Consider the following 21,096-nt stretch of genomic DNA (forward strand, 5'->3'; position numbering starts at 1 on the left):
ACGAAGACCTCCGGTGTGGTGGATGTGTCTGAGCTGCACCGCACGGAGGTCTTCGTGGCCCACCGTAATGCCCGTCTGACCGTTCACGGCAGACGGATCCTGGTCGAACGCGTCCTGTCCGGCCGTCCCGTCGCGCATGTCGCGGCCGAGATGGGTATATCGCGGCCCACCGCACATAAGTGGATCCGCCGCTGGCGGGCCGAGGGTGAGGCCGGCCTGCACGACCGCTCCAGCAGGCCGCGCACCAAACCCCACCGCACTCCGCCCACGGTCGAGGCCCAAGTCTGCCGCCTGCGCACCGACCGCAAGCTCGGCTCAGCCCGCATCGGACCGGTTGTGGGCCTGCCCGCTTCGACCGTGCACCGCATCCTGACCCGCCACGGACTGAACCGCCTTGCCTGGCTGGACCGGCCCACCGGAGCAATCGTCCGCCGCTGCGAACGCGCCCGCCCGGGCGAACTCGTCCACGTCGACATCAAAAAGCTCGGCAACATCCCCGACGGCGGCGGCCACAAGATCATGCACCGCCGCCAGGCGATGGACAACAAACTCGCCACCACCGACCGACGTCGCAGCTGCAAGCCGGTGATCGGCTACTCGTTCATCCACTCCGCCGTCGACGACCACTCCCGCCTGACGTACAGCGAGGTCCTCACTGACGAACGCAAGGAAACCGCCGCCGGCTTCTGGCAGCGGGCGAACGCCTTCTTCGCCGCCCACGGCATCACCGTCGAATGGGTTCTGACCGACAACGGCTCCTGCTACAAGTCCAGACTGTTCACCCAGACACTCGCCGCGGCCGGCAGCAGTCACAAGAAGATCCGGCCCTACCGGCCGCAGACCAACGGCAAGGTCGAACGCTTCAACCGCACCCTGCTGGACGAGTGGGCCTACCAGCGGCCCTACACCTCGAACACCGAGCGGCCCCAGGCCCTGGCAGACTTCCTCCACACCTACAACCACCACCGCTGCCACACCGCACTCGGCGGACACCCGCCCATCAGCCGCGTCAACAACGCTGCGGGTCAATACACCTAGGACGCCAGGACGGGGATGAGCAGGGCCACGCAGGTGATCAGGCTCCACAGAGCGGGGGCCGCGCCCAGCGTCTGTTCGTGCGGGTGCGGCGCCGAGCAGCACGGGCAGCAGCGTCAGGTTGCCCGGGACCCACCAGAGGAAGCCGTACGACACACCCCAGCCGATCCCCAAGGCCGGGTCGAAGGTGCGACGGCGGAAGAAGACCGCCCGCGACAGTCCGCCGAGCCAGCAGATCAGCAGGGCCGTACCGGCCCCGAGCAACACGTAGCCGGGCAGATCCGCAACGGCGGTACGCGCGACCACCGAAGCCCGCGACCGTCCAGCAGCGGGGTGACCGTCACCGCCACGAGCGTCCACCAGACGATACCGAAGGCCGTGCCGCGGATCAGCGCGGGGCCGCTGCCCTCGCGGGGGTCACCGAAGAGCACTGCGTACGTGGCGCCGGCCGGCGCACCGACGATCAGCCCGCTGTGTGTGTGATCACTGAAGCCGCCAGTCCCGGAAAGCGGAGAGCAGCTGTTGCCTGGCGTCCGGCGAGATGTTGTCCGGGGTCAGTTCGCCCGTCGTGGCGATCGTCCGACGGAATTGGTCGAGGTAGTGCTCGCACCCGGAGCATTCCGCCAGGTGCTCGATGAAGCGCCGCTCGTCGTCTTCGGGAAGGGCACCCTCAAGGAAATCGGTCACCAGCTCTACGAAGTCAACGCAGTCCACGCTCGTCCCCTCCCACCGCGACGTCCTGGGCACTCGACAAGTAGTTCTCCAGCTTACGGCGCAAGAAGGCCCTGGCCCGATGGAGGAGGACGCGTTGGTGGCCAGGCGAGATCTCCAGCAAGGAGCACACCTCCTCCGAGCCGTACCCTTCGACATCGCGAAGGGTGATCACCGTACGGAGGCGGGGCGGGAGTTCGTCGAGCGCCTCCGCTATCACCCCCCGGACTTCGCCGCGCAGCACATGGTCCTCGGGAATGTGCCAGTGACGCGGTTTCTGCCCGACGGCCCAGTGTCCGGCGTACTCCTCACCGGCGGGACGGAACCGTGCGGCGTCCACCGTCGGCCCTTCCTCCTCCGGCAGCAGGCTGGCGAAGGGAACGGTCCTGCTCTCCTTCGTACCGCGTGCCTTGGCCGTGTTGACCAGGATCCGGTACACCCATGTCTTCAGCGATGAACGGCCCTCGAAGCCGTCGATACCCCTGATGACCGCCAGCCAGGTGTCCTGGACGGCCTCCTCCGCGGATGCCTTGGTCGACACGAACGACATGGCCAGCCGGAGCATGCCACCTGACCAAGTGTCCAGCACCAGAGCGAACGTCGCCTCGTCACCGTCACGCAGCCGCTGGACCAGGACCTCGTCCGGCGGCAGTACGCTCGCGCCCGCCATTCGTCTGTCTCCTTACCGGCCGTCAACTGAGGTGTCAGCTTAGGGCAGTCGGCCGCCCCGGGGCGGTGCCGCTTCAGCGGCGGATCTCTTCAGGCCGGGATCGAGACCGGTCGGCTCCTCATGTCCGATGGTGCCAGAAGGCCGGCCAGACCTGAGCCGTGACGGCGGACCGGCCGTGGCGGCTGACTCGGACAAGTAAGTCAAGCCTTACTTTCATGGAAATTTGGCTGCATAGTGGGGGGCCGAGTCGAGAGGAGGGCCGCTGTTGCCGCAGTTCAATGAGGACGCCGCAGGGCAGGTCGAGGTGGAGCAGGCCCACGTGGCCGCTATGTACCGGCTGCTCGATGAGCGAGTGGCGGATGCACGGGCCCAGCTGGCGGATGTGCTGAGGTCGTCGGCCGACAGCGCGGGCGAGGTGTACGCGCGCGATGTTGCCGCAGAGCGTCTGGCACGTCAGGTTCGTCGGCTGGAGGGGGCCGAGGAGGGGTTGGCGTTCGGCCGGGTCGATGGCACGGACGGAACCGTCCTGCACATCGGACGGCTCGGCCTGCACGTGGGTGACCGGGACCTGCCCCTGCTCGTCGACTGGCGAGCGGACGCGGCGCGGCCCTTCTACGAGGCGACCACCGTCCACCCCATGGGGCTGCGGCGCCGGCGTCATCTGCGGGTCGAGGGCCGTGCGGTCCGTGCGGTGAGCGACGAGCTGCTGGACGGATCGTCGGCCGCGGTCGGCGACATCATCGGCGACGGTCCGCTGACGGAAGCGCTGGAGGCGCGGCGCACGGGGCGGATGCGTGCGGCGGTGGCGACCTTGCAGGCGGAGCAGGACGCGATCGTCCGGTCCCCGCACCGGGGGGTGACGGTGGTGCAGGGCGGCCCCGGCACAGGCAAGACCGTGGTTGCGCTGCACCGGGCGGCGTACGTGCTGTACGCGTTCCCGGCAGCGGCCGCGCACGGTGTGCTGGTGCTCGGGCCGAACGCCCGGTTCCTTGACTACGTTTCCCAGGTGCTCCCCTCGCTGGGGGAGAACGATGTGCTCCTGGCGACGTGTGCGGAGCTGGCCGGGGTGGAGCCCGCAGCCGTGGAGTCGTTCGATGTCGCGCGCCTCAAGGGGAGTTCCGCGCTGGCCGAGGCGCTCGCGGACCTGGTGCACTGCCTGCAGGCGCCTGCCGGCGGCTTCGTGGTCCGGGTGGGGCAGCAGTCGGTCCGGCTGGAGAGCGTGGATGTCGCGGCGGCGCAGGAGGCCGCGGTGGCGAGCGGTCTGGCGCACAACCGTGCGCGGGAGGTGTTCAAGGAGCACCTGATCGGCGCGGTCACGGATGCCCTGGAGCGCGGCACCGTCGAGGCCCTCGAACATATCGACGCCGAGATCGCCGAGAGCACGGGCATGGATCTCGATGCCGCGGCCGAGGCCGATCTGCGGGCTCTCGGCTTCGACGACGCGCCGGCCGCGGATCCGGCCGAGGTGTTCGACGCGGACGCCGTCCGTGCGGACCTCTCGCGCGACGCCCAGGTCGACCGTGCGGTGGAATGCCTCTGGCCGCGGCTGACGCCCGAAGTGGTCGTACGGGCCCTGCTGACAGATGCTGGCACGCTGGCGAGGCACCTGCCCTCGCTCGCCGGCGACGAACGGTCCCGGCTGGTGCGTTCGCCTGATGCCCCGTGGACGGATGCCGACGTACCGCTGCTGGATGAGGCGACGGCCCTGGTGGACGGGCTGCCGGAGCGGTCGTTCGGGCACGTCGTGGTCGATGAGGCCCAGGAACTGACCGCGATGCAGTGGCGGATGGTGATGCGCCGGTGCCCGGCCAGGTCGATGACGCTGGTGGGTGACTTCGCCCAGGCGGGCCCTGCGACGGCGGCGAGCGACTGGTCCCAGGCGCTGGGTCCGCATCTCGGCAACCGGTTCTCCCTGCACACGTTGACCGTCAGCTACCGCACGACCGAGGAAATCCTTGCGACCACCCACGGCCTGCTGGCGCGGATCGCCCCCGGTCGGACGCCGAGCCGGTCGATCCGCCACGGCGAACCTCCCCGCCACCTCACCGCCTGCCCGCACTCCGTCGCCACCACCGTGGCCGGGGAGCTTCGGGCGCAGGCGGCATCGCACCCGGACGACCTGCTCGCCGTGATCTGCGCGGACGACCGGGCCGAGGAGTTGGCGTCCGCGCATGTAGCGCGATGGGCCCGCCTCGTGCCGGCTTCCGAAGCCCGCGGCCTGGAGTTCGACGCGATCGTCGTCGTCGCCCCGCAGGAGATCGCCGCAGCCCGCCCCGGCGGCGAGCGCGACCTGTATGTCGCCCTCACGCGGGCAACCAAGAGACTGTGCACGATCGCCGTACACACGGAGTCACAGCACACCTCATGACGTCGCTTTCGTAGCGGCCGGCCACCTCCCGTGCCCGCTGCTCGTCGTGGGCGATCGGCTCCGGGTCGCGCTCGATGAGCCCCAGGCAGTGTTCGAGGGCCCAGCGGGCGACGGCCTGGATCAGGACGTAGCCGTCCGGGCCTGCGGCAAGGGCGACCACGGCGAAGTCCCGCTCGGGCACGATGACCCGGTCGGCGAACTGGCCGTTGCCCGAGCCGCCGTGGCCGATCGTGCGGACACCGTCCACCTCGCGCAGGAACCAGCCGATGCCGAAGCCGTCGCCGAGCGAGCTGCCGCGCAGCTCGACCGTCCGCTCCCGCAATCCCGTGCAGCGTCCCGATCAAGACAGTGAACAGTGTGATCCTTCGTGGCTACGAGCAGCATGTGAATCAGGACCTCGCTGACATCGCTGCGGGCCAGGGTAGGTGGGACAAAGAGCTCAGCCGCTACGAGGTCAACGGGCGCCTGTATGAGGTGGAACCCTCGGGCAAGGTGTATCCCGACAGCGGCAAGGGCATCGTCAAGCTCGACCGGAACGAGTACGCCGCGCTCAAAGAGATCGTCAAAGCCAAGGGTGACATCAGCGCAGCCCCGCAGCTGACCCGCGCACCGCGCTTCACCAACAATCCAGGGATCGTGCAGAAAGCCTTGGACATCTACAACGGGACCTATCAGTCATGACGTACAACCTCCTCACCGTGGAGTCTCTGAGCCTCGACACCGTCACAGCGGCACTCGCGCGGTGTCTGAATGTGCGCGAGCAGGAGGTGGACGTCGCCGACGAGGACACCGACCAGGAGCTGCGCAACTGGGACGCCTTGGTGTTCTGCGAAAAGGCAACAGTGCGGGGGGACGTGTCCACGTCCCTGGACATCTACGTCCAGGAGTCCGTGCAGCCACAGCCCAGCGAGCGCCGGCTGGCATCAGCCTTCGCCGGGGTGGCAGGTACCGTCGTCCTCTTTCCCGCCGAGGAAGTGCCGCCGAGCGCGTACTGGCTGGCCACGGAAGACGGGCTGATCACAAGGGCACGCCTGTATGACTCGGACGACGAAGAAGCCCGCTACGTGATTGACAGGGTCGAGGCCCCCGTCAGCCGACTTCCGCGTGCCACCGTCGCCCGCATCCCCGAAGTGGTCCGCGAACTGAAGATCGCCACCCCGGTCGAGGACCTTTTCGCCGCGCATCTGCACCGCATGTTTCCGGAGGAGACCAAGACGCCGGGAACAGCGTTCTGGGAAGCGAGGAGTTCCCTGGGGGCCTGGGAGAAACTCGTCCGGCACATGGAGTCCGCATGGGCCCCGTCCGGCTGGTGTCCACCTGATCTGTACCTTGAACGACTTGAGGTGAGGGACGAACTTGAGCGGGTGAGCGAACAACTCCCCGCAGCGGTCTCCGCACTGATGCAGAACGCCCTCGAGTCCTTGGACGCCCTCTTCGTCGAGCTGACAGTCGACGACACCGGCGGCTTGCTCCGCAAGGAGCTGCTTCCTGCGGAGGGCGCCGCCTCGGCACACGGGTGGTGGTGGAACCGCCGCCCTGAGCCCCTGCCCTGGTGATGCGGTGGACCGGCGCCCTGCTGTACTCCGGCTTGGCCAGCCTCTGTCTGAGACGCGCTGCGTGCGCCATTGGCTCCGAGGAGCGTCGATGGCGCTGCGACGCGACGCGCCGCACCCCAAACTGGCCTAGATAACAAGTGAACCCCAGGCCACTGCCCTGGGGTTTCTCTCTGGAGCGGGTGACGAGAATCGAACTCGCGCTCTCAGCTTGGAAGCGACGGCGCTTGCAGAGCTGGATAGCTCCTGACCTGGGCATACGTGCTCTGGTGTGGCGCCCGGGAGCGCAGCGACTCGACGTCCGTGGTGGAACGTGGTTTACCGGTCTTATGGGCACGCTATGGGCACGCCAGCGAATCGGAGGGGTGGGAGAGCGCTTCTCGGGGCTGTTGGACTGCTGGCCTCCGGAGGCGAGCCCTGGTCGGAGCGGTGCCGTTGCATGAGCACACAGATCGGCTGATGTCCTGCGTCGGGCAGACGGTGGCTGAAGTCATGCCACTCGTGCAAAGAGTGGGAGTTACAGGGCACTGACCCGGGTTTTCACCGTGAAGCGTGCGTTGACCTGCGGATACTCTCCTTGGTAGTTCTCACGGGTTAACGTCGTTTCTGGGGCTCATGCGCCCTGGATGTGCTCTGGCGGTTGTCTAACCAGCACGTCGACGCGAGCCTGCATAGTTCCATGGCATCGTCGAGGAATTGACGGCCTACGTCTCGGTGGACGAAGACATTTGCTGCGGCGCTGGCTTCGACGGTGCTGGTCTCCGCGAGCCGTGCATAGAACCGCGCCTGATAGTCGGCCGGCAAATGCTGGTCAACCTGGTCAGCGAAGGTGCCAGCTACGGCTGACGACGTCTCGAAGCGCAGTGGGGCTACGCCAACGAGACTTTCGATGGCCCCGTCGCGCTCATCGTCGACGATGCCATGGGCCGAGTAGGTACCGAGCACCGTCTGGAGGTCGGCGAGGGCGGAGCATGTGGAGGCCGTGTCTACCGAGCCGCTGATCGCCGCCATCGCGACGCCGCTACCAGTTGGTCGCAACTACACGAGCCGCAAAGGATCGAGTCCGCTGTCGTCCAACACCGGCAACGCATCTTCGGTGACGTCTCCGAGGACGAGGCCAGGAAGAGGATCGACGCGAACGCGGTCCAGAACGTGTCCGAGCGCGTGTGGCGCATCGTCCTGTCAGAGAAGCAGGAGGGTTTGCTGCCCCTCACCGAGTGGCGGGCCATCCTGGCGCACGAGCTGACCCTAAAGGGGGAGTGGTGAACGCCGTCGTATCGTCGATCGCCGAGGCACTCGAGGCGGACGACCCGTACCGCTCGTTCGCCGAAATCAAACGACTCCTCGAACAGCACCTTCGGCAGATCAATCCGCAGATCCGGACCAGGCGCACCGGATATTACAACCACACCCACATGCCGGACCTGGTCATGCGATGGCCGCACGACGACGACCTCAGTAACCGATACGTCTACCTGCGCAGCACGACGGACGCGGACGAGCTCGGGTTCGACATCAGGCGCCTTGCTCGCCAGGACCGGCCCATTGTTCCGGCGCTCGGCGCTCTCCGCCCGTCCTTCGACGCCCGCACCCTGGATTCGTTCGCGATCGACCACCACACCCTGGTCTTGGACTTGGCGGCTTTCGCGGAGCCGACCGCTGGCGAGTCGGCCGACGCCGTGTTGAGGCGTCTGATCGCGAACACCGTCATTGAAGGCGGCCAGGGCCTCCTTGACGAGCGCTCCGTATCCCGGCTGGCCCGTGCCATGACGACCGGTGCGCAGGCAGCCCGCCGCGGTGAGCGTGAGGGGACTGAGGACGCGCTTGCCTTTGCCTCGGACACGCTGTCCCCACCGATCGCGCGCCGCCTGACGGCCTTCTTGGGTACCTTATGGCGCGCTAGTGGTGCACCGGTTGCCGCGCTCGAACGCGCTCCCAAATATCCGCAGCAACTGGACGAGTCGTCGCTCGATTACCTCCTCGAAGGCCAGGAGATCCCTGATGGCAACTTCTGGAGCCGTATCGCCCGTGAGATCACTCTGACCGATCTGCTGCGGCACGGCAGGATCACCGCCACCGACAATCTCCAGCACCTCATGCGCGCCGCGCTGAGCACATGGAACGCCCGGGTATGCGGCGTAGCCCCCTCCTCCATCGCCGCTCGCCGTGGCGCAGCCCCCTGCACTGGACTACGGGCGAGGGAGTCCTGAGCTTCGACGCGCCCGGCTTCGTTCTCACGCTCGCACAGAAGGTCGACCACCTGACATCGTCGGCGGCACGAGCGGCGTACGAACTGCCGGCCCTCGACGAGGTCGGCAATCGTCTGCCGCTCCTAGGGCTGACCCTCAAGGCCATCACACTGGTCAACGGTGGCGGAAAGGTGGCGTGCGAAGGAGAGGTGGGCGCCTTGCATGGGGACCGTCTCCGCCACCTCAGTGAATCTCTCGGACCTGGAACCCTGGTCAGGACACTCGAAGCAGCCCTGCCGCCAAGTGGCGTACCGGTGAGGTACAACTTCTCCTCCCGGACCGCCTCGGTAAAGCCACCCCGCGGCAGTGTCCCCCTACTGGAGCTCGTGAACACGTCCATTCGACTCTTCACGGACCTTTCCCAAGCGGAGGAGGAACGCCTCGTCGAGGTGATCCCGTCGGGCGGCCGCACCCTGCATGCTGGAATCGATCACGACATGCAGGGGACAGAGCCCCCCGCCGACTGACGCGCGGCGGGTCCACAGTGGGCACACCGACACGACTCCACCGCGTGAGGCTCCGTACCACGGGAGGTACTGCCGTACTGCGGGTAGCCATGCCACGCCAGGTTGTCCGTGCCCTCATTCGGGATCCGACAGCCCCTCTGACCTGCTGTTTTAACGCTTGCGTTCAGGGGTTTCCTATGACGCATCCTGTGGAGTGCGTGGCGATTCTGGAGCCCGCCTCAAAGTAGCTCTGACCTGCGGGTTCTTCCGGATTGCCCGGATGCGGGCAGGGAGCGGGCGCTCACCCGCAGGTCACCGGGTTGACCTTGACATCGTGACAAGGTGTCCCCTGGGCGCAGGAGGTGGTTTCGATCAACCCGACAGACGGAACCCCGCAGAACACCCGCGTGGCCGAGGCCCTGAGTGCCGAGGAGTCGTCGGTGCGGCTTCAGGCGGCCCTGGCCGTCGGCTCGAATCCCGACCCCGGCTTCCTGGAGACGCTCGTCGAGCGGTGTGCGGTCGAGCCGGACTTCTTCGTGCGGGACATGCTGTCCTGGGCGCTGACCCGCCTCTCGCCGGAGATCACCCTGCCCCGGATGCGCCAGGAACTCGACTCCGGGCGCGCTCGGGCCCGGAGCCAGGCGTTGCACACGCTCGCCAAGATCGGCGACAGGAGCGCGTGGGCCTGGATCACGCGCGATCTGTTGCGCGATGCCGACGACGAGGTCGCACGGACCGCGTGGCGCGTCGCGGTTCTCCTCGTGCCCGAGGACGAGCAGGAGGGCCTGGTCGATGAACTGGTCATGCAGCTCGGCCGTGGCGACCGCGATGTGCAGCTGAGCCTGAGCCGGGCCCTCGTGGATCTCGGCGACGTGAGCGAGCCCGCCCTGGAGAAGGCCGCGGCGAGCCCCGACCCGGCGGTCGCCGCGCACGCTCGTGCCACCGAGCTGCTCCGGCGGAACCCGGAGACCGGTTTCCACGCGGCCATCGAGGAGGCCAAGCGAGTCGTGACCCTCGGACCGGAACGAGCCGCTGCGGAGACCGTGGAATGCTGATCGGCGATGTGGCCCGCCACTCGGGGGTGAGCCCCCGGATGCTCCGGCACTACGACGCCCTCGGGCTGGTGCGACCGACGGGGCGCACCGTCGGCGGCTACCGCGAGTACTCCGCCGAGGACGTCCGCAGGATCTTCCACGTGGAGAGCCTGCGCTCCCTCGGGCTCTCGCTCAAGCAGATCGGGCGCGCGCTGGAGGACCCGGCGTTCACGCCGGCCGCGCTGGTCAGCGACCTCATCCGGTGGACGGAGGACCGCTTGGAGCGGGAGCGGGAGCTGCTGGAGCGGCTCCGCGCCGTCGATGCGTCGGCGCCCGCCGGCTGGCAGGACGTCCTGCGCATCGTCGAGCTCATGCAGGGGCTCGACTCGACCAGCGCCGCGCGCAGGCAGCAGGCCGTCCTGGCCCGGCCGGAGGGCGTGCTTCCCGCCGAGCTGCTGGCCGGGGCGGTCCTGGCCGAATCCGACCCCCACGTCGTGGGCGCCCTGCGCTGGGCGCTCGCCCGCTCGGGCGGCGACGGCGTGGCGGCCCTGGCCGCCGGCGTGCACTCGGAGGACGTCGACATCCGGCGGCGCGCGGTGCTGGCGATCGCCGAGATGGCCGAGGCACCCGGTGCGGCCGCAGTGCTTGCGGACGCGCTCGGAGACCCGGACACGACGGTGCGCCGGCACGCCGCTCTGGCGTTGGGCAGGCGTGGCGTGACCGCCGCCGTGCCGACGCTCGTCGGCATGGTGGTCGAGGGCTTCAACGACGTCGACGCGGCGGAGGTCCTGGGAGAGCTGTCCCAGGACCCCGAGTGCGCGGACCGGATCACCACCGCGCTGGTCGGCGAACTCGCCGCGCCCACCGCGGACTCCGCGACACGGATACGTCTGACCCAGGCGCTGGTCGAGCTGTCGGGGACCACCGGGGCGGCGGTCCTGCGCCAACTGGCCCGCGACGACGACCGCGCCGTCGCCCTCGTCGCCTCGGCCTTCGTCACAGTTCTCGATGAGCGGTCCGAAAGAACTGTGACAGGCCACGAGGATTCCTGAAGGAGCGGGCGTCGGAGCGCAGCAGGCCGAGGAGGGTGGAGGTCATGGCGCTGGATCCGGTTGCCCGGACGCCGCGGAGGGTCATGCAGCAGTGTTCCGCTTCGATCACCACGCCGACGCCCTTGGGCTCCAGACGGGTCTGCAGTGACCGGGACCAGGACCAGGACCAGGGTGACCACGGCGAGCAGGCGGTCCAGGCCAGGGCGCTCCGGTCGGCCACGAGGTAGATGATCCACCGCGAAGGCCCCGGAGCAGCGACCCCGATCGTGACGACGAGAAGGCGCGGGACCGCTGACGCGACGGCGCGGCGGTGAACCGCGACGGTCGCTCAACCGCGCGTACGCGCGGATCGCGCCGGACGGTTCCGTGACGAGGACGGGGCATCTGGACGACGACGAGCCGGCGGCGGTCCTCGCGGACCGGTTCGGGCTCAGGCCCGACGCGCGGGAGATGCGCGAACGGGCGGCACGAGGGGAGGACAGGCGGTCCAGCCTCGCCGGGGGACCGCGACCGTCAGGTCAGGGGTGAGCGGGACCGGCCGGCCGGCGAAGAATGGCCGCGCGCCCTCGCCTGCTCGGCGAACTCGCGGAACGGCCGCCGTCGAACCGCTGTACGCGACCCGCCGCGCCGGTGAACGCGGCGGGCCGGGGCTCAGCCTCCGGCGGAGGGCGGCGTACGTCCCTCGAAGGCCGCCAGGATCCGCTCCGCGGCCAGGGTCGCCGTCAACCGGCCCTCCCTGACCTGCCGTTCGAGGTCCGGTGCGGTCGCGCGGACCGTCGGATCGGCGTGCAGCCGGCCGAGCAGCTCGTCGCGGACCATCGCCCAGGTCCAGCCGACCTGCTGGTCCCGGCGCTTGGCGGCCAGCTTCCCGGTGGAGTCGAGCAGGGTGCGGTGCTGCTCCAGGCGTTCCCAGACCGTGTCCAGGCCGGCGGACTCCCGGGCGCTGCAGTGCAGCACCGGCGGAGTCCAGAACGCGTCCTTGCCGTGCATCAGCCGCAGCGCGCCCGCCAGTTCCCGGGCCGCGGCCCGGGCGTCGCGCTCGTGCGGGCCGTCCGCCTTGTTGACGGCTATCACGTCGGCCAGCTCCAGGACGCCCTTCTTGATGCCCTGCAGCTGGTCGCCGGTGCGGGCCAGCGTCAGCAGCAGGAAGGAGTCGACCATCTCGGCGACCGTGGTCTCCGACTGGCCCACGCCGACGGTCTCCACGAGGACCACGTCGTAGCCGGCCGCCTCCATCACCACCATCGACTCCCGGGTGGCCTTCGCGACACCGCCCAGCGTGCCCGCGCTGGGGGACGGCCGCACGAAGGCCGCCGGGTCCACCGCCAGCCGCTCCATCCTCGTCTTGTCGCCCAGGATGGAGCCGCCCGTGCGGGTCGAGGACGGGTCGACCGCGAGGACCGCCACCCGGTGGCCGAGCGAGGTCAGCATCGTGCCGAACGCGTCGATGAACGTGGACTTGCCGACACCCGGCACCCCGCTCACGCCGATCCGCCGCGCCCGGCCGCTGTGCGGCAGCAGCTCGGTGAGCAACTGCTGCGCCAGCGACCGGTGCTGTGGCCGGGTGGACTCGACGAGCGTGATGGCGCGGGCCACCAGGGCCCGCTTACCGTCGAGCACACCCTTCACATACGTGTCGAGATCGATCGCTGCCATCGGCGCTACAGCTCGTGGCCGAGGTCGGCCGACAGCTGCTTGACCAGGTCGTGGGCCGCGTCCGGGATCACCGTCCCGGGCGGGAACACGGCCGTGGCGCCCATCTCCAGCAGGGTCGGCACGTCCTGCGGCGGGATCACCCCGCCGACCACGATCATGATGTCCTCGCGGCCCTCCTCCGCCAGCTTCTCGCGCAGCGCCGGGACGAGCGTGAGGTGACCAGCGGCCAGCGAGGACACCCCGACCACGTGCACGTCCGCCTCGACCGCCTGCCGGGCGACCTCCTCCGGCGTCTGGAACAGCGGGCCGACGTCGACGTCGAAACCGAGGTCGGCGAAGGCGGTCGCGATCACCTTCTGGCCGCGGTCGTGGCCGTCCTGGCCCATCTTGGCGACCAGGATGCGCGGCCGGCGCCCCTCGGCCTCCTCGAACGCGTCCACCAGGGCCCGGGTGCGGTCCACCGACGGGGACTGACCTGCTTCGTTGCGGTACACGCCGGAAATCGTACGGATCTGGCTCGCGTGCCGCCCGTACACCTTCTCCAGGGCGTCCGAGATCTCGCCGACGGTCGCCTTGGCGCGGGCCGCGCGCACCGCCAGCTCCAGCAGGTTCTCCTTGCCGTCGGCCGCCCGCGTGAGCGCGTCCAGGGCGTCCTGGCAGGCCTGCTCGTCCCGCTCCGCCCGCAGCCGCCGCAGCTTCTCGATCTGCTGCGCGCGTACGGAGGAGTTGTCGACCTTCAGGACCTCGATCTGCTCGTCGCTGTCGACGCGGTACTTGTTCACGCCGATCACCGGCTGCCGCCCGGAGTCGATGCGGGCCTGGGTGCGGGCCGCCGCCTCCTCCACGCGCAGCTTCGGGATGCCGGCGTCGATGGCCTGCGCCATGCCGCCCGCCTGCTCGACCTCCTGGATGTGCGCCCAGGCCTTGCGGGCGAGGTCGTACGTCAGCTTCTCGACGTAGGCGCTGCCGCCCCACGGGTCGATGACCCGGGTGGTGCCGGACTCCTGCTGGATCAGCAGCTGGGTGTTGCGGGCGATGCGCGCCGAGAAGTCGGTGGGCAGCGCGAGCGCCTCGTCGAGCGCGTTGGTGTGCAGCGACTGGGTGTGGCCCTGGGTCGCCGCCATCGCCTCCACACACGTGCGCGTGACGTTGTTGAAGACGTCCTGCGCGGTCAGCGACCAGCCGGAGGTCTGCGAATGCGTGCGCAGCGACAGCGACTTGGTGTTCTTCGGGTCGAACTGGCCGACCAGCTTCGCCCACAGCAGGCGCGCGGCCCGCAGCTTGGCGACCTCCATGAAGAAGTTCATGCCGATCGCCCAGAAGAAGGAGAGGCGGGGCGCGAACGCGTCCACGTCCAGGCCGGCTTCCCGCCCGGCGCGGATGTACTCGACACCGTCCGCGAGCGTGTACGCCAGCTCCAGGTCGGCCGTCGCACCGGCCTCCTGGATGTGGTAGCCGGAGATGGAGATGGAGTTGTAGCGGGGCATCCGCTGCGAGGTGTACGCGAAGATGTCGGAGATGATCCGCATCGACGGCTTCGGCGGATAGATGTAGGTGTTGCGGACCATGAACTCCTTCAGAATGTCGTTCTGAATGGTCCCGGCCAGCTTCTCGGGCGGTACGCCCTGCTCCTCCGCCGCCACGATGTACAGCGCCAGCACCGGCAGCACGGCACCGTTCATCGTCATCGACACCGTCATCCTGTCCAGCGGGATCCCGTCGAACAGCTGCCGCATGTCGTAGATCGAGTCGATCGCCACGCCCGCCATGCCGACGTCACCGGTCACCCGCGGGTGGTCGCTGTCGTAGCCCCGGTGCGTGGGCAGGTCGAAGGCGACCGACAGGCCCTTCTGGCCGGCCGCCAGGTTGCGCCGGTAGAACGCGTTGGACTCCTCGGCGGTGGAGAAGCCCGCGTACTGGCGGATCGTCCAGGGCTGGTTGACGTACATCGTCGGGTAGGGGCCGCGCAGATACGGCGCGATGCCCGGGTAGGTGCCCAGGAAGTCCAGGCCCTCCAGGTCACGGCCGGTGTACAGCGGCTTGACCCCGATGCCCTCCGGGGTCTCCCACAGCGGCTCGGCGCCCCCGGTGGCCCGCTTCAGGGCCTCACGCCACTCGCCGTCGGTGGCGTCGGCGACCGGGGCCCCCAGCTCGATGCCGGAGAAGTCGGGGATTCCCATCAGGACACTCCCATGCGGTCGAGGGTCGCGGACAGCACATCCACGGCGTCACAGCCCGCGAAGACGTACGAGTCGATGCCGGGGTGGTCTCCCCGGCCCGCCAGGAACACATGCCGGGCACCGGCCGCGCGCAGCGCCGCGGCGGTCTGCCCGGCCTGCTCGGCGTAGAGCGCGTCGCTGGAGCACAGCACGGCCTCGGTCGCGCCGCTGTCCTCGAAGCGGCCCCCGGTGACCGGCTCGATGCCGCCCGCCTGGAAGAGGTTGGCGGCGAAGGTCGAGCGCGCGGTGTACTCGGCGGCGGAGCCGATCGTGGCGAGGAAGATCCGGGGCCGGGCGCCGGTCGCCGCGAGATGGGCGTCGGAGCGGGCGCGCAGTTCCTCGAAGGCCTCGTCGCGGCGCACGCGCGGCAGACCGCCGGACGGCGGCTCGGGCGCGGGCGCGCGGTCCACCGGCTTCTCGGCCAGCAGCGGGAACTCGCTGACACCGGTGATGGGTTCGCGCCGCTTGGCGAGCTTCTTGGAGCGCTCCGCCCAGGTCGTCGCCAGATCGGTGCGCAGGCGGCCGGAGCGCAGCACGGCCGCCTGGCCGCCGTCGCGCTCGACGGACCGGAAGAACTGCCAGGCGGCCTCGGCGAGTTCGTCCGTCAGCCGCTCGACGTACCAGGAGCCGCCCGCCGGGTCGATGACCCGGGCCAGGTGGGACTCCTCGATGAGGATCGTGGAGGTGTTGCGGGCGATGCGGCGGGCGAACGCGTCGGGCAGGCCGAGCGCGTGGTCGAACGGCAGCACCGTCACCGAGTCGGCGCCGCCCACGCCCGCGGCGAGGGTCGCGACGGTCGTGCGGAGCATGTTCACCCACGGGTCGCGGCGGCTCATCATCACCGGCGAGGTCACCACGTGCTGCACCTGGGCGCCGGGCGCTCCGCAGACCTCGGTGACCCGGGCCCACAGCCGGCGGGCCGCCCGCAGCTTGGCGATGGTGAGGAACTGGTCGGCGGTGGCGGCGTAGCGGAACTCCAGCTGGCCGGCGGCCTGTTCGACCGTCAGCCCCGCCTCGGTCAGCTCCCGCAGGTAGGCCACACCGGTGGCCAGCGAGGCGCCCAGCTCCTGCGCGGCCGAGCCGCCCGCCTCGTGGTACGGCAGCGCGTCCACGGTCAGCGCGCGCAGGCCCAAGTACCGCTCGGCGCAGCGTGCGGCCAGCGCGGCGAACGGCGCGAAGTCCAGTGCGGTGCCGGTGCGGGCCTCGTACCCGAGCGGGTCGCCGCCCAGGTTGCCGCGCGCGGCCTTCGGGTCGACGTCCTTCTGCTCGTACAGCTCGAACAGAGCCTCGGCTGCCGCCTGGGTGTCACGGCCCGCGTCCAGGACCACCGGGGCCAGGTCGAGGTAGACGCCGTCGAGCGCGCGGCCCAGCCCGGAGAGCGGGATGCCGCCCTCGCCCAACGCCAGCCAGAGGGAGGTGCCGCCGTTCTCCAGGTCGGCGAGCACGGCGTCCGCCGCGCCGTCGGCGAGTGTCGTGTGCCGCTGCCGTACGTCCCAGCCGCTCGTGATGGCGCCTTCCGGACGGCTGCCCCGCACGAAGGGGGCGAAGCCCGGCAGACCGGGGTCGGGCGCGCTGTCGCGCGCGGTGTACAGGGGCCGGGTGCGCAGCCCGTCCTCCAGCATCGTGGACAGGGCGTCCTCAGCTGCCGCGCCGGAGAGTTCCTTGCCCGACTTGCGCAGTACGCCCTCGACCAGGCGTTGCCACTGCTCGTGTGTCGCGTCAGGGAACTCGGCGGCCAGTGAGAGCCCGTCGTCAGGCAGGACCGTCATGGCTCGGATGCTAGGGCAGGCCGATGGAACCGTGGCGGAGCGCGGGCTGTGAGGTTTCTCTTCTTGCGGTGGTGACCGGTGTCGCATCCGCCCGCGCGGGGCGTCCCGGCAGCTCAGTGCGGCTCGTCCGCCAGCTCCGGTACGAGGGCGCACATGGCCGCCCGCTGCTCGGGGCCCATGGAGTCGGCCAGGGCCTGCCGGACGGTGCCGGCCAGCAGGGCCGAGGTCTCGCGCAGCAGGTCGCGCGCCTTGTCGGTGAGGGCGACCTGGACGCCCCGCTTGTCGCCGCACACGGACCTGCGGGTGACGAGACCGGCCCGCTGGAGGCAGGCGATCTGGTAGGTGAGGCGGGTCTTGGGGCGGCCGAGGAGGTCGGCGACCTGGGTCATCCGCAGCCCGTCGCGGGGCCGTTCGGCCAGCAGGCACAGGATCAGGAACTCGTCGTGGGAGACGTCGAGGGTCTCCTTCACGGTCGACCGCAGCCGCTGCTCCACCGCGCCCGTCGCGGCCAGCAGGAGCATCCAGGCGCGCAACTCGTCCGGGAGCAGCCCGTCACCGCTCGCGAGGGGGCAGGCGGGCCGGCCGGAGGGGGGCGCGTCGGAGGCGGACATGGAGCGAGTCTACCTGTTGTCCAGTTTTGTACGAGTGTTGCCGCGCGGGTTGTTCAAATTTGGATGAGGGGCTAGCGTGACGTCATTCAGTCATCCAAATTTGAACCATCTGACTCTGGAGTACGCCCATGACCGTCGCCGTGGAAACAGGCCTCTGGCAGCTCGACCCGACCGCGTCCACCGTGGGGCTGCGGCACAAGACCTTCTGGGGCCTGGTCACCGTGAAGGGCACCTTCGCCGGCCTCGGCGGCAGCGGCGAGGTCCGCCCCGACGGCTCGGCCGCCGGCACCGTGACCCTGGACGCCGCCACCCTGGACACCAAGAGCGCCAAGCGGGACGCGCACCTCAGGTCGGCCGACTTCTTCCACGCCGACCAGCACCCGGAGATCACCTTCGCCGTGCGCGGCGCCGACCGGCTCGACGGCGACCAGGTGCGGGTCACCGGTGAGCTGACCGTCCGGGGCGTCAGCCGCCCCCAGTCCCTCACCGCCCGCCTCACCGGCGTGAGCGCCGACGCACTCACCCTGGAGGCCGAGTTCGACGTGGACCGCGACCAGTACGGCATGGGCTGGAACCAGCTGGGCATGATGCGCGGCCTGACCACGGTGACGGCCACGCTCCGATTCACCCGGGCGGCTGCCTGACGCCCAGGTCGGCCCGCAGCACCTCCCAGGTGGACAGCGTCTGCGGGTCCGCCGTGAACGCGCGCAGCCTGAGCCGGGTGCTCCGCTTCGCCGGCACCGTGAAACCGCTCCCGGGCGCCCGGAGTTCGACGATTGCCGTGGTGTGCGCGGGAAGCGTGGCCGGGCCGCGCGCCAGCGACCAGTACCGGCTCATGCCCTGGCCGGTGGTGAGCATGTAGTGCGGGGTGAGCGCGACGTCACCGCTGTTGGTGACCCGCAGGGTCAGCCCCGACAGGGTCCCCGCCGAGACGTGCCGGGCCGCCGTGACGTCCATCCGCAGCGGCGCGGTTCCCGTCGCCGCCAGGGTCGCGCTCACCAGCGCCGGCGTCACCAGCAGCGCCACGGTCGCGGCCTGCGCGGTCCGGCGCCGCGAGCCGGCCGGCAGGCGGGGCCGTGGCTGCCAGGCGTGGGCGAACTCCGGCAGGGGCGCGGTGACCGCAGCCGCCAGCCACAGCGGGGTCATCATCAGGTAGTAGCCGTCCTGGGAGCGGGTCGCCAGGTAGAACGCGCACCAGGGCAGCACGGTCGCGGCCGGGCCGAGCCGCCGGACGAACAGCACGAACAGGGCCAGCAGGGCGGCGGCGAGCAGCATGCTCGCACGGCCGTACCAGTCGAGCCGGTCACTGCCGTGGGTGAAGTACAGCGAGATGTCCACCAGCCCCTGGCCGTGCAGCACCGCGCCCTGGGTCAGCGGCAGCGCGACGCCCCGCAGCCACGCGCCGGGCTCGCTCACGATGAAGTACGCGTTGATCAGCAGCCAGGTCAGCGCCGCGATCCCCGCGATCCGCAGCGTCACCCGCGCGGCCGCCCGCCCGCCCAGCTCGCCGCGCCGCACGGCGTGGATCCCGGCCAGCAGGAACGGCGCGACGAACCAGGGCAGTTGCTGGGCCGCGCACGCGGCGCCGAGGCACGCGGCCCGCGCGATCCCGGCCGCGCCGAGCCGGCCGCGCGCGCCGAGCCGGGGCCAGCGCACCACCGCCGGCACCAGCAGGACGAGGCCGATGATCGCCGGGTAGCCCTGCCGGGCGTACATCGGCAGGAAGGCGAAGCCCAGGCAGGCCATCGTCGCCGCCGAGCGCCACGGCATGGGGAGCAGCCGCCACAGCGTCACCGTGCCCGCGACCAGTGCCACGGTCGCCGCCGCCGTCGCCGGGGTGCCGCCGTGGCCCAGCCACAGCAGGGGCGCGGTGAGCAGCGGGGCCAGTGGGGGATAGCCGTACGTGAAGTCGTACCCGCCGTCTATGGTCGGCGTCAGCGCGACGCCCTTGGCGTGGAACAGCCAGGGCCAGGGCTGCCCGTACACCGGGTGCCCGGCGACGAGTTCCCTCGCGGCCTGGGTGGTGAGGACGGCCTCGTCGCCGCCGCCGTGGTTCAGCGCCCAGGCGCACAGGGTGAGGACGACCGCGGTCGCCAGCACCGCCAGGTCCAGGCGGGCCAGCGAGCGCGTCCGGCGGACCGTCAGGGCGAGCACGCCGGTCACCAGGATCGAGGCGTAGCAGACCGAGATGAGCGCCGCGAGGACCAGGTTGTGGGTGGCCGCCTGGGTCCACACCGAGCGGGTGCCGATGAACAGGCTCACGTCGGCGAGGAGCGTCAGCACGCGGTGCCACTGCGCGGGCGCGTCCGGGGCCTTCGCGCGGTTCCCCGGGACGGCGGACACCGCCGACGATGTCCGCCGATCGGGTGTCACCTGCTGTGTTTCTGCCAAGTGCACGTCATCGGACGCTAGCGATGGGGGGTGAGCGGGGAGCGGAGGCTGGTGAAGAGTCAGGTATGAGCCCGGTAAGAAGCGGAAGTATCGGTGCATATCCTCCGATTCCTGACGGAGGAAGAACCGCCGGAACCGGTCGCGCACCGTGTCATTGTTGGGCCGAACGGGTGACTTGGCGTAAGAATTGGCTGGTGCAGGGATTGAGTGCGAGTCAGGTCGGGGGGAGCCGGTGAGCCGTTACGACGTCACCGATGAACAGTGGGAAGGGCTCGCCCAGGTCGTGCCGCTGCGGGGCCGGGACGCCTGGCCGTCCGCGGTGAACCACCGCTCGCTGCCCGACGCCGAGACCGAGACCCGGCGCCGGTTCGTGGTCCTGCGTGTCAACGTCTTCGCGGACGCCCGGGAAGTCGCCGAGACCCTGATGGCCGGGGTGCCGGTCCTGCTCGACCTGTCGGGCGCGGAGGGCGACGTCGCCAAGCGCGTCCTGGACTTCAGCACCGGCGTCGTCTTCGGCCTGCGCAGCGGGATGCACCGGGTCGACCGCAACGTCTTCCTCCTCACCCCACCCGGCACGGAGGTCAGCGGCCTGATGGAGGGCGCGGGACTCTCGGGCGGCTGAGGGCGAGGGGGGGGCGACGTGAGCCAACCGGGCGGTTGGCGCCCTCGCGTAGCCAGCCCGGCCTGGAACTGCCGGCCCGGGGCCGGTGCCGACGCTGTGGGGCTGGCTCGCGCCGCGTCTGATCGGGCTCGTCGGGCACCGGCGGGCGGTCGGTCGGCGTCCTCGCGTAGCCACTCCGGCCTGGAGCGGCCGGTCCGGGGGTGGGTGCCGGCGCTGTGGGTCGGGCTTGCGCCGCGCCTGTCCGGGCTGGTCGGTCGTCTGCGATCGGGCGGTCTGCGTCCTCGTGAAGGCAGCCCGGCCCGGAGCGGCTGGTCCGGGGTGGCGGGTGCCTGCGCTGTGGGTGTGGCTTGCGCCGCACTTGTGCGGGCTCGCCGGGCAACGGCGGGCGGTCGGTCGGCCACCTCGTGTGGCCAGGCGGCCTGGAACGGCTCGTCCAGGCGCTGTGGGTCTGCTGTGCGCCGCGTCTGGTCGGGCTCGCCGGGCACCGGCGGGCGGGCCGTCGGCGTCCTCGCCTGAGGGGGCGTTTGGATCAGGCCGGATCAGGCCGCGGCGTCCGGTGCGGTGGATCGCAAGGCGGGGGATCACCGCGTACCGGGCGTACTCGGGTGGTCCGACAACGCGGCGAGGTGCCGTGCCGGGCGTCGCGGACACGGGCCGATCCAAACGAAGCCCCCTGGCCGGCCCATTCCCGGAACTGCCGGTCCGGCGGG

General features: G+C 70.6%; 17 protein-coding genes and 2 pseudogenes. 9 read left to right on the top strand and 10 right to left on the bottom strand.

What is annotated here, in order from left to right; all coding sequences use genetic code 11:
* The first annotated feature begins 54 nt into the window (after nucleotides 1–54).
* Nucleotides 55–1,038: an IS481 family transposase gene (locus ABZ937_RS04520; RefSeq protein ID WP_361686110.1), complete on the top strand. Its 984-nt coding sequence runs from the start codon at nucleotides 55–57 to the stop codon at nucleotides 1,036–1,038.
* Between the two features lie 480 nt (nucleotides 1,039–1,518).
* Here the strand turns inward: ABZ937_RS04520 and ABZ937_RS04525 are convergent, their stop codons facing one another.
* Both ABZ937_RS04525 and ABZ937_RS04530 read right to left on the bottom strand, forming a co-directional pair.
* Entirely contained in the window at nucleotides 1,519–1,722 is a 204-nt protein-coding gene (locus ABZ937_RS04525; RefSeq protein WP_361685589.1) for a zf-HC2 domain-containing protein, read from the bottom strand.
* A gap of 13 nt (nucleotides 1,723–1,735) precedes the next feature.
* Nucleotides 1,736–2,416, bottom strand: coding sequence for a sigma-70 family RNA polymerase sigma factor (locus ABZ937_RS04530; RefSeq protein WP_361685591.1), 681 nt, complete (start codon nucleotides 2,414–2,416; stop codon nucleotides 1,736–1,738).
* A 265-nt stretch (nucleotides 2,417–2,681) separates the two neighbouring features.
* Between ABZ937_RS04530 and ABZ937_RS04535 the strand changes: the two genes are divergently transcribed.
* Entirely contained in the window at nucleotides 2,682–4,784 is a 2,103-nt protein-coding gene (locus ABZ937_RS04535; RefSeq protein WP_361685593.1) for an ATP-dependent DNA helicase, read from the top strand.
* On the opposite strand, the gene ABZ937_RS04540 is transcribed toward ABZ937_RS04535, so the two are convergent.
* Nucleotides 4,720–5,106, bottom strand: coding sequence for a hypothetical protein (locus ABZ937_RS04540; protein ID WP_361685595.1), 387 nt, complete (start codon nucleotides 5,104–5,106; stop codon nucleotides 4,720–4,722). The two genes, ABZ937_RS04535 and ABZ937_RS04540, sit on opposite strands and share 65 nt — an antisense overlap.
* Nucleotides 5,107–5,132: 26 nt before the next feature.
* Between ABZ937_RS04540 and ABZ937_RS04545 the strand changes: the two genes are divergently transcribed.
* Nucleotides 5,133–5,465, top strand: a complete 333-nt coding sequence (locus tag ABZ937_RS04545; RefSeq protein ID WP_361685597.1) for a hypothetical protein — start codon at nucleotides 5,133–5,135, stop codon at nucleotides 5,463–5,465.
* Nucleotides 5,462–6,340 (top strand): hypothetical protein, encoded by an 879-nt coding sequence (locus ABZ937_RS04550; RefSeq protein WP_361685599.1) that lies wholly within the window; start codon nucleotides 5,462–5,464, stop codon nucleotides 6,338–6,340. Before ABZ937_RS04545 ends, ABZ937_RS04550 begins: the two co-directional genes overlap by 4 nt.
* 729 nt (nucleotides 6,341–7,069) lie before the next feature.
* Here the strand turns inward: ABZ937_RS04550 and ABZ937_RS04555 are convergent.
* Nucleotides 7,070–7,381, bottom strand: a pseudogene (locus tag ABZ937_RS04555) (insulinase family protein); the annotation flags it as partial.
* 218 nt (nucleotides 7,382–7,599) lie between these two features.
* Between ABZ937_RS04555 and ABZ937_RS04560 the strand changes: the two are divergent.
* The 3 genes from ABZ937_RS04560 to ABZ937_RS04570 all read left to right on the top strand — a co-directional run bounded on the left by ABZ937_RS04560 (nucleotide 7,600) and on the right by ABZ937_RS04570 (nucleotide 11,118).
* Nucleotides 7,600–8,547: a hypothetical protein gene (locus ABZ937_RS04560; protein WP_361685600.1), complete on the top strand. Its 948-nt coding sequence runs from the start codon at nucleotides 7,600–7,602 to the stop codon at nucleotides 8,545–8,547.
* An 892-nt stretch (nucleotides 8,548–9,439) separates the two neighbouring features.
* Nucleotides 9,440–10,087 carry a HEAT repeat domain-containing protein gene (locus ABZ937_RS04565; protein WP_361685602.1) on the top strand — a complete coding sequence of 216 codons (648 nt, stop codon included), beginning with the start codon at nucleotides 9,440–9,442 and terminating at the stop codon, nucleotides 10,085–10,087.
* Nucleotides 10,081–11,118 (top strand): MerR family transcriptional regulator, encoded by a 1,038-nt coding sequence (locus tag ABZ937_RS04570; protein WP_361685604.1) that lies wholly within the window; start codon nucleotides 10,081–10,083, stop codon nucleotides 11,116–11,118. Before ABZ937_RS04565 ends, ABZ937_RS04570 begins: the two co-directional genes overlap by 7 nt.
* Here ABZ937_RS04570 and ABZ937_RS04575 read toward each other — a convergent pair.
* The 5 genes and pseudogenes from ABZ937_RS04575 to ABZ937_RS04595 all read right to left on the bottom strand — a co-directional run.
* Nucleotides 11,063–11,263: pseudogene (locus ABZ937_RS04575) on the bottom strand (GTP cyclohydrolase I); the annotation flags it as partial. The gene ABZ937_RS04570 and the pseudogene ABZ937_RS04575 overlap by 56 nt on opposite strands.
* Nucleotides 11,264–11,769: 506 nt before the next feature.
* A complete protein-coding gene (gene meaB, locus ABZ937_RS04580) occupies nucleotides 11,770–12,774 on the bottom strand; it encodes a methylmalonyl Co-A mutase-associated GTPase MeaB (protein WP_361685606.1) in 1,005 nt (334 codons plus the stop codon).
* 5 nt (nucleotides 12,775–12,779) lie between these two features.
* Nucleotides 12,780–14,954: a methylmalonyl-CoA mutase gene (gene scpA, locus ABZ937_RS04585; protein ID WP_361685608.1), complete on the bottom strand. Its 2,175-nt coding sequence runs from the start codon at nucleotides 14,952–14,954 to the stop codon at nucleotides 12,780–12,782.
* Nucleotides 14,954–16,762 carry a methylmalonyl-CoA mutase family protein gene (locus ABZ937_RS04590; protein ID WP_361685610.1) on the bottom strand — a complete coding sequence of 603 codons (1,809 nt, stop codon included), beginning with the start codon at nucleotides 16,760–16,762 and terminating at the stop codon, nucleotides 14,954–14,956. Before ABZ937_RS04590 ends, scpA begins: the two co-directional genes overlap by 1 nt.
* 113 nt (nucleotides 16,763–16,875) lie before the next feature.
* Nucleotides 16,876–17,373: a MarR family transcriptional regulator gene (locus tag ABZ937_RS04595; RefSeq protein WP_361685612.1), complete on the bottom strand. Its 498-nt coding sequence runs from the start codon at nucleotides 17,371–17,373 to the stop codon at nucleotides 16,876–16,878.
* A gap of 128 nt (nucleotides 17,374–17,501) precedes the next feature.
* Here ABZ937_RS04595 and ABZ937_RS04600 point away from each other — a divergent pair, with 128 nt between their 5' ends.
* A complete protein-coding gene (locus ABZ937_RS04600) occupies nucleotides 17,502–18,017 on the top strand; it encodes a YceI family protein (RefSeq protein ID WP_361685614.1) in 516 nt (171 codons plus the stop codon).
* Here the strand turns inward: ABZ937_RS04600 and ABZ937_RS04605 are convergent.
* The gene (locus ABZ937_RS04605) at nucleotides 17,998–19,716 is read right to left on the bottom strand and encodes a hypothetical protein (protein WP_361685616.1); all 1,719 of its coding nucleotides are present in this window, start codon (nucleotides 19,714–19,716) and stop codon (nucleotides 17,998–18,000) included. The two genes, ABZ937_RS04600 and ABZ937_RS04605, sit on opposite strands and share 20 nt — an antisense overlap.
* 280 nt (nucleotides 19,717–19,996) lie before the next feature.
* Here ABZ937_RS04605 and ABZ937_RS04610 point away from each other — a divergent pair, with 280 nt between their 5' ends.
* Nucleotides 19,997–20,386, top strand: coding sequence for a cell division protein SepF (locus ABZ937_RS04610; RefSeq protein WP_361685618.1), 390 nt, complete (start codon nucleotides 19,997–19,999; stop codon nucleotides 20,384–20,386).
* Nucleotides 20,387–21,096 lie beyond the last annotated feature (710 nt).

Source organism: Streptomyces sp. NPDC046727, from assembly GCF_040645635.1.
Lineage (GTDB): Bacteria > Actinomycetota > Actinomycetes > Streptomycetales > Streptomycetaceae > Streptomyces.